The sequence below is a fragment of the Roseomonas sp. FDAARGOS_362 genome (assembly GCF_002754815.1).
Taxonomy (GTDB): Bacteria; Pseudomonadota; Alphaproteobacteria; order Acetobacterales; family Acetobacteraceae; genus Roseomonas; species Roseomonas mucosa.
Genome location: NZ_CP024588.1, coordinates 253399 through 265697, shown reverse-complemented (window position 1 = coordinate 265697; position 12299 = coordinate 253399). Strand labels below are relative to the sequence as shown.

The window sequence follows — 12299 nt, the reverse complement described above, 5'->3', positions numbered from 1 at the left end:
CTAGCAGGACCCGGCGGCGGCGTCTTCTGCGGGGCGGTGGTGCCGGACCTGCCCGGAGTGGAGCCGCTCAGGCCGCCTGCGCCGCCTCCTCCTCCTGGCGGCGGTCATAGGCGCGCTGCGCCGCGGCCACCTCGCCGATATGGCTCTCGGCCCAGATCCGCAGGGCATCCACCGTCTCCGCCAGGGTCCGGCCCAGCGGGGTGATGGCGTATTCGACCGTGACCGGGACGGTGGCGAAGGCCCGGCGGGAGACGAGGCCGTCGCGCTCCAGGCTGCGCAGGGTCTGGGCCAGCATCTTCTGGGAGATGCCCTGGATCTCGCGCCGGAGCTGGTTGAAGCGCCGGGGCCCGGCCTCCAGCAGGATGAGGACCAGCACGGCCCATTTGTCGCCGATGCGGTCCAGCACCATGCGGGTCGGGCAGGACGGGTTGAAGCTGTCGCCCAACCTGTTGCCCAGGAGGAGAGGGGGGCGGTCTGTCAGGGTGGTTTCTCCGGGGTGATCAGCATCCCCGAAAGTGCCTTCTTTCCGGATGGTTTCCAATGGTTATCTGGTGTCCATCGGAAATCGCCAGAAGAGGAGTCTGGGCATGAAGATCGCATTGATCGGGGCCACGGGTCAGGCCGGGTCCGAGATCCTGGCCGAGTTGTCACGGCGCGGGCACGCGGTGACGGCCATCGTGCGGCACCCGGAAAAGGTCCCTGCCCTGTCCGGCGTGACGCCGGCGAAGGGCGATGTCTTCGACGGTGCGGGGCTGGCGGCGCTGCTGCGCGGGCATGATGCGGTGGTGAGTTCGGTGCATTTCACCCAGAGCGATCCGGAGATCCTGATCGCGGCGGTGAAGGAGGCCGGGGTGAAGCGCTACCTCGTGGTGGGCGGGGCGGGAAGCCTGGAGGTGGCACCGGGCGTGCGCCTGATCACGACTCCGGAATTCCCTGCGGCCTACCGCGCCGAGGCGCAGGCGGGAACGAACTTCCTGGACCGTCTGCGGCGGGAGAAGGAGCTGGACTGGACCTTCCTTTCGCCTTCCGCCCTGTTCTTCGCCGGGCCGCGGACAGGGACGTTCCGGCTGGGGCAGGATACGCTGCTGGTGGCCGGCGACGGAAAGAGCAGCATCTCCTTCGCCGATTTCGCCATCGCCATGGCGGATGAGATCGAGGCGCCGAAGCATTCCCGGAGCCGCTTCACCGTCGGCTACTGAGGGCATGCGCCGGGCCGGGGGTGGCGGGTGCCGCCCCCGGCCCGCCTTCCGCGTTCCGGGGCAGGCTGCCACGCGGCGATGTCCTGGCGCCACGGTTCCGGGATCGGGGCGCGGCCAGCGTTTCCGGCGGCCCGCCGGTCCAGGCAGGCCGCCGCTGCGGCGGAGTTCATGGGCGGGACACTAGGCGGAGCGGGCCTTGACGCCTAAACCCGGGGTAACCTTCGTGGGGGGCCGAGCTCCAGGCTGTCCCTGGGGGCTTCCTTTGACCGTTCCTTCGCCGGTATCAGCGTCCCGCCATGTCACACAGCTCCGACCCCAACCTCCGCGGCACCCGCGCCTGGCCCTTCGAGGAGGCGGCGAAGGTCGCCGACCGCCTGGCGGCCTCCGGCAAAGGCTCGGCGCTGTTCGAAACGGGCTACGGCCCCTCGGGCCTGCCGCATATCGGGACCTTCGGCGAGGTGGCGCGCACCACCTGGGTGCGGCGCGCCTTCGAGGCGATGACCAGCCTGCCGTCCCGCCTGCTCGCCTTCAGCGACGACATGGACGGGCTGCGCAAGGTGCCGGACAACGTGCCGAACGGGGAGATGCTGCGGCAGTATCTCGGCCGGCCGCTGACCCGGATTCCCGATCCCTTCGGCACGCATGACAGTTTCGGGGCGCACAACAACGCCCGGCTGCGCGCCTTTCTCGACAGCTTCGGCTTCGAGTACGAATTCGCGTCCTCCACCGACTACTACACCTCCGGCCGCTTCGACGCCGCGCTGATCCGCATGGCGGAGGAGCACGAGGCGGTGCTCCGGGTGATCCTGCCGACGCTGGGGCCGGACCGGCGGGCGACCTATTCGCCCTTCCTGCCGATCCATCCGAAGACCGGCGTGGTGATGCAGGTGCCGATGGAGGAGGTCCGCCCCGCCGACCGGACCCTGGTCTGGCGCGACCCGGAGACGGGAGAGCGGTTCGAGACGCTGCTCACGGGGGGCCATTGCAAGGCGCAGTGGAAGGCCGACTGGGCGCTGCGCTGGTACGCACTGGGCGTGGACTACGAGATGTCGGGCAAGGACCTGATCGACAGTGTGAAGCTGTCCTCCCAGATCTGCCGCGTCCTGGGCGCCGAGCCGCCGGTGGGCTTCACCTATGAGCTGTTCCTCGATGCCGGGGGGCAGAAGATCAGCAAGTCCAAGGGCAACGGGCTGACCATCGAGGAATGGCTGGAATACGGGCCGCCGGAATCCCTGTCGCTCTTCATGTACAACTCGCCGAAGAGCGCCAAGCGACTGCATTTCGACGTGATCCCGCGCGCCACGGATGATTATCTGGCGCATCTGGACAAGCTGCGCGCGAATGCGGACCCGGCGAACCCGGCCTGGCATGTCCAGGGCGGCAAGGTGCCGAACATGGGAGGGAGCCCGATCCCCTTCTCCATGCTGCTGAACCTCGCCGTGGTGGCGAATGCCGAGACACCGGAGATGCTCTGGGGCTTCGTGCGCCGCTACCAGCCCGAGGCGACGCCGGAAAGCGAGCCCATGCTGGCGCGGCTGGTGGAGCATGCGCTGGCCTATTACCGGGACTTCGTGAAGCCCGCCAAGCGCTACCGCGCGGCCACGCCGGGCGAGCGCGAGGCGCTGGAGGTTCTGGCGGAGCTGCTGCGCGAGAACCGGGCGCGGCTGGAGGCCATCCCGGCCGCCGAGCGCGGTGCGGCGATCCAGGATCTCGTCTATGATGCCGGGCGGCGCGAGCCCTTCCTGCAGACGGGCAAGGACGGGCGGCCGGGCGTGTCGATCGCCTGGTTCGAGGCGCTTTACCAGGTGCTGCTGGGGCAGCAGAAGGGGCCGCGCTTCGGCGGCTTCGTGGCGCTCTACGGCATTCCGGAGACCATCGCGCTGATCGGGGAGGCGCTGTCGCGGCCCGCCCCGGACACCGCCGAAGGGGAGAAGGCAGGGGCGTGAAGATCCCGGCGGTCGTCAGGAAGCACGGGGCGACGGCTTTCGGCCTCGTCCTGCTCGTCGCGGCGGTCTATGTCGTGCAGCGGGAATTCCGGGACCTGAAGGTCTCGGACGTGCTCACCGCGCTGGAGGCGACCTCCGGCCACAGGCTGTGGCTGGCACTGGGCTGGACGCTGCTCGCCTTCGCGGTGCTGACCATCTACGACCGGCTCGGCAGCGTCTATGCGGGCAAGCCGATCTCCTACAGCCGGACGGCGCTGGCTGCTTTCTGTGCCTATACGCTGGCGCACAACATCGGCTTCGCGGCGGTGTCGGGGGCGGCGGTGCGCTACCGCTTCTATGCCGCCTGGGGTCTCACCTCGGCGGAGATCGCGCGGGTGATCGCCTTCACCAGCCTGACTTTCGGGCTGGGCGGCTTCGCGCTCGGCGGCCTCGTGCTGATGACGCATCCCGAGGTGCTGCCCTGGGTGGGCGACGGGGAGCTGATCCCGAGTTGGGCGGCGCAGTTCGTGGCGGTGCTGATGTGGCTGATCGTCGGCGCCTATGTCGTGCTAGCGCGCTTCGTGCCGCATTTCCATATCTTCGGGCACAAGGTGGACCTGCCGGGGCTGAAGCTCGCGCTGGCGCAGGTGGCGTTGGCCAGCGTCGATGTCGCGGTGACCGCGATGATCTTCTACGTGCTGCTGCCGGCGCCGATGCCAGGGGCGCCGCCCCTCACCTTCCTGATGTTCATGGGCATCTACGTTGCCGGCTACACCGCCGGGCTGGCGGCGAGCGTGCCGGGGGGGCTCGGCGTCTTCGACGGCTTCATGCTGCTGAGCCTGAGCCCCTGGATGTCGGCGCCGGAGGCACTGAGCGCGCTGCTGCTGTTCCGGCTGTACTACTACATCGTGCCGCTCTTCGTGGCCGGGGTGCTGTTTCTGGGCTTCGAACTGGCGCAGCGGCGTGCCAAGGGCCTGCCGCGCATCCAGGTGGAGGCGAGGATCGCCGACTCCCTGGAGGCGCCGGCACTCGCCATGCTGACCGGGCTGTGCGGCCTGCTGCTGCTCTTCGTGGGCGCCCTGCCGGTGCATGCGGGCAACGAGGCGATCGCGCACTGGCTGGGCGAGTGGGTGGCACTGGCCAACCAGTTCGCCGCCTCGGTGGTGGGGACGCTGCTGATCGCGGTGTCCTGGGGCCTGCTGCGGCGGCTGCGGCTGGCCTGCTATGCCGGGCTGTTCCTGTTGCTGAACGGTGTTGCGATCCTGTTCGTGCGCAACGATCCCTGGCCGGTGATCGGGGCGGTGCTGCTGGTCTTCGTGCTGCTCGCCGCCATGAACCGCAGCTTCTACCGCGACGCGCGGCTGACCGGGGAGCCGCTCAAGGGCAGCCGCATCCTGTCGCTGGTCGCGGGCATCGTCTGCGGCCTGGCCCTGGCGACCGTGGCCTACCGGGAGCCGGTCGGCACCTCCTCCTGGTGGGAGGTGGTGCTCTCGGCCTCCATGCCTTCGCCGCTGCGCTTCGCCGTGGGCGTGTCCGCCGCGCTGATGCTCTATGCGGTGTTCCGGCTGCTGCGCCCGGCGCGGGCGCGGCCCGCCGATTACGACATGGCGAGCCAGCAGAAGCTGCGCTCGCTGGGGGCGAGGCTACCGCGCCAGGGGGCGCAGCAGGAGCTGGGGGCGGTCTTCGCCGAGGGCGGCAAGGCGGGCTTCGCCTTTCGCCGCTATCCCGACCTCTGGCTGGGGCTGGGCGACCCGCAGGGCGAGGAAAAGGCGCGGGTCGCGGCGGTCTGGCGGTTCCGGGACCTTTGCGACGCGGCGGGCGTGGAGCCGGCCTTCGCCGATATCGGGCCCGGGATGCAGCGGACCTACGAGGATGCCGGGCTGACCGTCGTTCCCATGCCGGATGGCCGCAGCATCGCCTGCATCGCCGACCGCGATCCGGAGCGCGTCATCGCGCTGGCCGAGACCGTCTGATCCGGCCCGGGGGCACCCGGGACGCAGTGCCCGGCAGACCGGCGCACCGCCGCATCCGGCGATGCGGGGGCCATGCCGGCCCTGCTACTGGCTGGCCCAGACGATGCGGTGCATCCAGGTGATCTCGGCCAGATCGAAGCTGTAGTTCGGATGCGCCGGGTTCAGGCTGGCCAGTTCGATCTTCCGGGCGGATTGCCGGAGGAGTTCCTTGGCCATGACCTCCCCGCCCCGGGTGCGGACCACCACACGGTCGCCGCGCCGGATCGGGGCGGCGGGCGAGACGATGATGGTGTCGCCGTCGCGGAACACGGGCTCCATGGAATCGCCCGAGATCTCCAGCGCATAGGCATTGGGATCGGGGATCTCCGGCACGCTGATCTCGTCCCATCCGGCACCGGAGGGGAAGCCGCCATCGTCGAAGTAGCCGGCGCTGCCGGCCTGGGCGAGGCCGATCAGCGGGATGCGCCGCACCGGCCGCACGGCGGCGGAGCGGAAGTTCATCGGCGTGCCGCTCACCAGGCTGGCGAAGGCATCCAGGCTGGTGCCGGTGGCCTCCAGCACCTTGGCGACGCTTTCCGTCGATGGCCATCGCGCGCGGCCGTCCGGCCCGGTGCGCTTGGAGGGGTTGAAGGCGGTGGGGTCGAGCCCCGCCTTGCGCGCCAGACCCGAGGCCGACAGGCCATTCTCGGCCGCCAGCGCATCGATGGCGCGCCAGATGTCGTAGTGCTGCATGAGGCGATTATCCTAGGCAGGGATTCTGGTGGCAATAGGAAATATCTCTTAAGGAAACGTTGACTGCTCCCGTCATGAGGGTAATATTCACATTTAGTTCAACCATAAGGAGAGGACAGCCCCCGATGACCACCGCCGTTTCCGATAGCCGCATTCCGCCCAGGCGCTTCTCGGTCCCGAAGACCGAGCCCTTCCGCCATGCCGAGGAGGCCTGGTTCTGGACCATGTCGGCGCTGATCGCCCGCCGCGACGGCGCGCGCATCGTGGCCGGGCGCGGGCAGGTGCAGCGCCCCTGCGAGCCGGACGACGTGGTGAAGTGCCTGGACAGGCTCTATCGCCAGCGGCGGATCGACTTGGCGCATGCGAGGATCCTCCGGATCTGGGGGGAACGGGGGCAGGCGCCGGACCCGCGTTCCGCGCGCGAGAAGCACGACCATCGCCTGTGGCGGGAAGCCCTGGAGCGGCTGGAATGGCCGCTGCGGGTCAAGGGCATCGTGGCGGGCGAGGCGGGCTCCCCGGGGGGCGGTGGCGAGGTGGTGCATCTGGACGAGCTTTCCCGGTCCTGACGCATATGCGGGCCGAACCCTGCGGAACAGGTCCGCGGCAACCTCCGGGAGAAGCCACGGGGGACAGCCCTGGCGGGCCTGGCGGGCCTCCGGGGGCCGTGCCACGGCGGCTCTCGCATCGCCGGGCCGGTGGGGAACAGGAGCTCTGGCTGGGCTTTGGCGGCCGGGCGGACCAGGCCTGGCTGCGCCTGCTGCGGCCCGGTTTCCGGCACTGCTTCGCGGCGCTGCGCGACGGGGCCGGGTGGACGGTGATTGATCCGCTGTCGGGCCGGCTGCTGGTGACGCGGCTGGAAGTCGGCGGGAATTTCGACCTGCCGGGATTCTGGCGGCGCGCAGGATGCCATGTCCTGGGTCCCTTCGCACCTTCCGATCCGGCTCCCGGCCTGCCATGGTTTTCACCCCTTTCCTGCGTTTCGCTTCGCAGGGCCCTGTTGGGACCGCACGCGCCTTTCGCGCTGACCCCTTATAGACTCTACCTCAGGTTGCAGAAAAATCTTCATGCTGATGGGAAAATATTCTTGACTTCGGGACCCTGCCGCATGTAAACACCACGTCATCAACGGGCGAGCTGCGCCCGAAGGAATTTTTTCCCTGACCCAGGCTCAAAGGCCCGCGCCGGACTCCGGCGCGGGCCTTTCGTTTTGGCGGGATCTTTCAGGAGAGCGCGAACGCATGGGTGGCCTCTTCAGCGTGCCGAAGCCGGTGGTGGTCGCCACCCCCGTCCTTCCACAACAGGCCGCGGCCGATGCCTCGGCGGGCGCCGCCAACGCCGCCACCACCGAGGCGCGGCAGGACGGCGCCGAGCGCCGCCGGCGCGGGCTGGCGGGCACCATCGCCACTTCGGAGCGGGGCGTGCTGTCCCCCCTGCCCGCGCTGCCGGCGGCGGCGCGCAAGACGCTGCTGGGGGAGTGAGGGGATGAAGCCCGAGGAGATCCTCCAGCGCCATGCCCGTGCCCTGGAGGCGCGACGCCCCTGGGAAGGGGTTTGGCGCGAATGCTACGAGCATGTGCTGGCCACGGTGCCGGGCACGGGCGGCCCGGCCCTGTTCGACGGCACCGCGGCGGATGCGGTGGAGCAGCTGGCGGCCTCTCTCCTGGCGGAGCTGACGCCGCCCTGGTCGCGCTGGTTCGGCCTGGCCCCGGGCCGGGCGCTGACAGGGCAGGACGGACTCGCCGCCGAGGCCCAGGCCGCGGCGGAAGCGCTGGAGCAGGCCGCCGACACACTGCAGGGGCATCTGGACCGCTCCTCCTTCGCGCTGGAGATGCACCAGGCCTTTCTCGACCTGGTGGTGGCCGGGACTGGCGTGCTGCTGGTGGAGGAGGCCGCGCCCGGCGAGGCCTCGGCGCTACGCTTCCAGGCGGTGCCGCTGCGCGAATGCGTGCTGGAGGAAGGCCCATCCGGCCGGCTGGAGACGGTCTATCGCGCCGCGCGGCTGGACCGGGCGGCGGTCGCCGCGCGCTGGCCGGGCGCGGACCTGCCGCCCGCCGGGGCCGGGGAGCCGGACGGCCGGCTGCGGGTGGTCGAGGCGGTCTGGCCGGACGGCACGGGCTACGGCTTCGCCGCGGTGCTGGACGGGGTGGACGGGCAGGCGCGGATGCTGGCGCGGGGACGCTTCGCCCGGAGCCCCTTCATCGCCTTCCGCTGGATGAAGGCGCCGGGCGAGAGCTATGGCCGCGGGCCGGTGATGCGGGCGCTGCCGGACATCCGCACCGCCAAAAAGGTGGTGGAGCTGGTGCTGAAGAACGCCTCGATCGCCGCCACCGGCATCTGGCAGGCGGATGACGACGGAGTGCTGAACCCGGCGACGGTGCGGCTGGTGCCGGGGGCGATCATCCCCAAGGCGCCCGGTTCCTCCGGCCTGACGCCGCTGGCCGCGCCGGGGAATTTCGACGTGTCGCAGCTGGTGCTCTCGGACATGCGGGGACGCATCCGCTCGGCGCTGCTGGCGGACCGCTTGGGGCCGCCGCAGGACGCGCGGATGACGGCCACCGAGGTGCTGGAGCGATCGGCCCAGGCGGCGCGGCTGCTGGGCGCCACCTACGGACGCCTGCAGGCGGAGCTGCTGACGCCTCTGATCGCCCGCTGCCTGTCCATCCTGCGGCGGCGCGGCGAGGTGCCGCCGATCCTGCTGGACGGGCACGAGGCGAGCCTGAGCTACCAGTCCCCGCTGGCGCGGCTCCAGGGCCGTTCGGATGCGGCGAACATGCTGCTCTTCCTGCAGGCCGTCGCGGCGCTGGGGCCGGAGGCGACGGCCCAGGTGGATCGCCCCGCCGCCGCCCGTCACCTGGCAAAGATCCTCGCAGCGCCGGCCGGGATCCTGAACGCCGCGACGGCGCCGTCGCCACTGCCGTCGCATCCGGGTTCCGACCCGGGTGCCGCCCTCGGCCCCGTCAGGGCCGCCATCGAGGAGTGACCACACGCATGACCGACAGCCTGCTGGATGCGGCCCTGGCGCCGGGCGGGGATGCCGACACGCCGGATGCGGCGGCGGTTCCCGGGGGGGCGCCCGGAAGCGCCGCCCGGCCGTCCGAGGTGCCCGAGAAGTTCTGGGATGCGGAGTCCGGGCGGGTCCGTCTGGACAGCCTGCTGAAATCCTATCGCGAGCTGGAGCGGAAGCTGTCGCAGCGGCTGGCACGCCCGGGCCCGGAGGCACCGGAGGACGAACACCGGCGCTTTGCCCGGCTGCTGGGCGCGCCGGAAGCGCCCGACGGCTACCGGATCGCCGAGCGGCACGCGTTGTGCTGCTCCGACCCGGAGGTGAACACGCGGCTCCACTCGGCGGGCTTCACCCAGGACCAGGCGCAGCTCGTCTATGACCTGGCGGCGGAGAAGCTGCTGCCGGTGATCGCGGAGGCCGCGGCGCAGTACGAGGCGCAGCGTCAGCTCGACCGGCTGCGCGAGGAGTTCGGCGGAGAGGAACGTTTCGCGCAGCTCTCGCGCCAGATCTCTGCCTGGGGCCGCGCGAACCTGCCGGCCGAGGTCTTCGAGGCGCTTTCCACCACGGCGGAGGGGGTGAAGGCCCTGCACGCCATGATGCGGAAGGGGGAACCAGCCATGGCCCGTTCCGCCGAGGCACCGGAGGGGATGGACGAGGCCGGGCTGCGCCGGATGATGCGCGACCCGCGCTATTGGCGCTCCCGCGAGCCGGAGTTCGTGCGCCGCGTCACGGAGGGCTTCCGGCGCCTCACGGGCGGTTGATGCACGCAGATACTGACAGGAGGTCAACCGGCGTGGTGGAGTCGCGTTAGCCGGTTGACCCACTGCGGCGGGGTCGGTCCTGGTCCTTCCTCCACTTCCCCCCTCGGGAAGGCCGGAAACCCCGCTGCGCCGGAACCATCCCCTCCCCCCAATGGGATGGCCCGGCACCACAGGGGCGGGTGACGCCACTATCCCCCTCGGCGCCACCCGCCCCTGTCCTCTTTCCGATCCTTTCCGGCAGGCCCAACCCGGCTCGCGTCGCGCCCCAGGAACAACCCTGGGCCCGAAGCGGCGCCGGGCGTCTGCCGTTCATGCCGCGAGACCCGGCCCCCAGCAGGGGGGAACCGGGCTTTTGGCGTTTCCTCTCAACCTTCCCGCACGGAGAAGATGCGTGGGTCAGATCGATGCCGCTTTCGTGAAGCAGTTCGAGGCCGAGGTGCACGAGGCCTACCAGCGCCAGGGCAGCAAGCTGCGCCCGACCGTGCGCTCCAAGACCGGGGTGCGCGGTGCCTCCACGGTCTTCCCCCGCGTCGGCAAGGGCACGGCCGCGGCCAAGTCCCGCGCTGGCCAAGTGCCGCTGATGAACCTCGACCATGCGACGGTCGAGTGCTTCCTGCAGGACTACTATGCCGGCGAGTGGATCGACCGGCTGGACGAGGTCAAGCTTTCCTTCGACGAGCAGACGGTGGTGGCCCATGCCGGCGCCTATGCGCTGGGCCGCAAGACGGACGAGCTGATCATCGCCGCCCTGGACACCGCGGCGCAGACCGCCTCGGGCACCGGGACGGGGCTGACGGACGCGGACGGGTTGACCCTCGCCAAGGTGCTGCGCGCCTTCGAGATGCTGGGCGCGGCGGATGTGCCCGATGACGGCCAGCGCTATGCCGTGGTCGGCTGGAAGCAGTGGTCGCAGCTGCTGCAGATCGAGGAATTCGCCAGCTCCAGCTACATCGGCGAGGCCGACCTGCCGTGGAAGGGCACCCAGGCCAAGAAGTGGCTGGGCGCGACCTGGCTGCCGCATTCCGGCCTGACGCTGGATGGGGCGGTGCGGAACTGCTTCTTCTACCACCGCACCGCAGTGGGCCATGCGGTGGCGCAGGAGGTCACCACCGACATCACCTGGCATGGCGACCGCGCGGCGCATTTCGTCAACAACATGATGAGCCAGGGCGCCGTGCTGATCGACCCGACCGGCGTGGTGCGGATGCGCGCGGCGGAGTGAGGGCCGCGATCCCGGCCGGCTCCTGCTCCAGCCGGCCCGGGACGCGGCGCGGGGCGGGCTGAGGCCCGCCACAGGGCGCAGCGGCCACCGCCGGACAGGGCAAGGGACGGCTTCCGGCCTCCCTTCCCCCCGGGGGGCCGCCGCGCATCGTGCCGGGGGGCGGCTTCCGGCCATCCTCCGGCGTGGTGACGCACGAACCCCGGGAACCACCGGCGGTTGCGCCAGATCCCTCACGGATCAGCGATTCGTGATCAAATGGACGACGGAATGTTCCGCCGATCGCGCCCCGGAGTGGCTCCGTCCGGCCCATCCCACCCCACCCTCCCCTTCTCAGGATTTCTGTCGATGGCGCTTTCCGCCCTCGTTCTCTGCTCGCGCGCCCTGCTCCGCATCGGGGCACAGCCGATTGCTTCCTTCGGGGAAGGCACGGCCGAGGCAGAGGTCGCCGCCAGCCTCTATCCGGCGGCGCGCGACGCGCTGCTCGCGGCACACCCCTGGTCCTTCGCCACCGGGCAGATGGTGCTGCCCCGTCTGCTGGACGTGCCGGTGGCGGACATGACTTAGAACCCGTTTCATAACGGCTGAGGCGGGGTGAGCGGCGGGAGTTCTGCGCGTTCGGAGGGTGTCTGACGTCCTTCGAGGTGGCCCATGTGGACCCCTGCCGCCCGCGCGCAGCTTGCGCGCGGCTCCCAGCCTTATGCAACGTGCCTAACCGATGCCGAGTGGGCCCTGGTCGAGCCCTTCTTGCCAAGCCCTGCAAAGACCGGACGACCCCGGTCCTGGCCGATGCGGCGGGTGGTCGATGCGATCCTCTACGTGCTCCGTACCGGCTGCGCCTGGGCGCATCTGCCCCGCGACTTCCCGCCGCCCGGGACCGTGCACCGTTGGTTCCTGCGCCTCTCGCGCCGGGGCACCTTCGAGCGACTGGCGCACGCCCTCATCATGGCCGACCGCGAGCGGGTCGGCCGAGAGGCCTCACCGACAGCGGCGGTGTTGGACGCCCAATCCGTCCGCTCGGGCGGTGTCGGCGTGAAAGGTGTCCGCGGCTACGATGCCGGGAAGAAGGTGACGGGCCGCAAGCGCCACGCCCTGGTGGACACGGACGGTAGGCTCCTGCTCGCCGCCATCTCGCCCGCCTGCCTGCATGACAGCCGAGGGGGTGCGGCCCTCCTGGCCATGTCGCGCCGCCCTTGGCCGTTCCTGGCCCGCTGCTTCGCCGACCGCGCCTACGCCGGTCCGCGGGTCGCCCGAGCCTCCCCCGTCGCCGTTACCATCATCGGCAGCGCACCCGGCCAGAAAGGCTTCGCCGTGCAACCCAGGCGCTGGGTGGTGGAGAGGTCCTTCGCTTGGTTCGGCCGCTGCCGACGCCTCGCTCGCGATCACGAGGCCACCGTCGGTTCCGCCGTCGCCTTCTTCACCCTCGCCGCCGCCATGATCCTCGTCCGGCGTCTGGCTCAGCCGTTATGAAACGGGGTCTTACGCCT

12 protein-coding genes and 1 pseudogene are annotated in these 12299 nt (G+C 70.8%); 11 read left to right on the top strand and 2 right to left on the bottom strand.

What is annotated here, in order from left to right; genetic code table 11:
* Positions 1 to 67 precede the first annotated feature (67 nt).
* Positions 68 to 445 (bottom strand): helix-turn-helix domain-containing protein, encoded by a 378-nt coding sequence (locus CTJ15_RS05985; RefSeq protein WP_019460697.1) that lies wholly within the window; start codon positions 443 to 445, stop codon positions 68 to 70.
* A gap of 142 nt (positions 446 to 587) precedes the next feature.
* Between CTJ15_RS05985 and CTJ15_RS05980 the strand changes: the two genes are divergently transcribed.
* The 3 genes from CTJ15_RS05980 to CTJ15_RS05970 all read left to right on the top strand — a co-directional run bounded on the left by CTJ15_RS05980 (position 588) and on the right by CTJ15_RS05970 (position 5097).
* Positions 588 to 1199 carry an NAD(P)-dependent oxidoreductase gene (locus CTJ15_RS05980; protein WP_058389263.1) on the top strand — a complete coding sequence of 204 codons (612 nt, stop codon included), beginning with the start codon at positions 588 to 590 and terminating at the stop codon, positions 1197 to 1199.
* Positions 1200 to 1495: 296 nt separating this feature from the next.
* On the top strand, positions 1496 to 3145 hold the full coding sequence (locus CTJ15_RS05975) for a lysine--tRNA ligase (protein WP_075822616.1): 1650 nt from the start codon (positions 1496 to 1498) through the stop codon (positions 3143 to 3145).
* On the top strand, positions 3142 to 5097 hold the full coding sequence (locus tag CTJ15_RS05970; RefSeq protein WP_019460700.1) for a lysylphosphatidylglycerol synthase domain-containing protein: 1956 nt from the start codon (positions 3142 to 3144) through the stop codon (positions 5095 to 5097). The genes CTJ15_RS05975 and CTJ15_RS05970 overlap by 4 nt, the downstream gene beginning before the upstream one ends.
* Positions 5098 to 5181: 84 nt before the next feature.
* Here CTJ15_RS05970 and CTJ15_RS05965 read toward each other — a convergent pair whose 3' ends face one another.
* Complete coding sequence (locus CTJ15_RS05965) at positions 5182 to 5829, bottom strand: helix-turn-helix transcriptional regulator (RefSeq protein ID WP_019460701.1); 648 nt, start codon at positions 5827 to 5829, stop codon at positions 5182 to 5184.
* A 125-nt stretch (positions 5830 to 5954) separates the two neighbouring features.
* Between CTJ15_RS05965 and CTJ15_RS05960 the strand changes: the two genes are divergently transcribed.
* From CTJ15_RS05960 to CTJ15_RS05925, 8 genes and pseudogenes are all read left to right on the top strand, one after another.
* A complete protein-coding gene (locus CTJ15_RS05960) occupies positions 5955 to 6395 on the top strand; it encodes a hypothetical protein (RefSeq protein WP_019460702.1) in 441 nt (146 codons plus the stop codon).
* A 98-nt stretch (positions 6396 to 6493) separates the two neighbouring features.
* A complete protein-coding gene (locus CTJ15_RS05955) occupies positions 6494 to 6940 on the top strand; it encodes a hypothetical protein (RefSeq protein WP_099781330.1) in 447 nt (148 codons plus the stop codon).
* Positions 6941 to 7067: 127 nt separating this feature from the next.
* Positions 7068 to 7307, top strand: coding sequence for a hypothetical protein (locus CTJ15_RS05950; protein WP_019460703.1), 240 nt, complete (start codon positions 7068 to 7070; stop codon positions 7305 to 7307).
* Positions 7308 to 7311: 4 nt separating this feature from the next.
* A complete protein-coding gene (locus tag CTJ15_RS05945; protein WP_099781329.1) occupies positions 7312 to 8808 on the top strand; it encodes a portal protein in 1497 nt (498 codons plus the stop codon).
* Between the two features lie 8 nt (positions 8809 to 8816).
* A complete protein-coding gene (locus tag CTJ15_RS05940; protein ID WP_075822578.1) occupies positions 8817 to 9593 on the top strand; it encodes a hypothetical protein in 777 nt (258 codons plus the stop codon).
* A 391-nt stretch (positions 9594 to 9984) separates the two neighbouring features.
* A complete protein-coding gene (locus CTJ15_RS05935) occupies positions 9985 to 10815 on the top strand; it encodes a phage capsid protein (protein WP_027297156.1) in 831 nt (276 codons plus the stop codon).
* Positions 10816 to 11160: 345 nt separating this feature from the next.
* Positions 11161 to 11370: pseudogene (locus CTJ15_RS05930) on the top strand (hypothetical protein); the annotation flags it as partial.
* Between the two features lie 93 nt (positions 11371 to 11463).
* On the top strand, positions 11464 to 12282 hold the full coding sequence (locus tag CTJ15_RS05925; RefSeq protein ID WP_099780839.1) for an IS5 family transposase: 819 nt from the start codon (positions 11464 to 11466) through the stop codon (positions 12280 to 12282).
* The last annotated feature ends 17 nt before the right edge of the window (positions 12283 to 12299 follow it).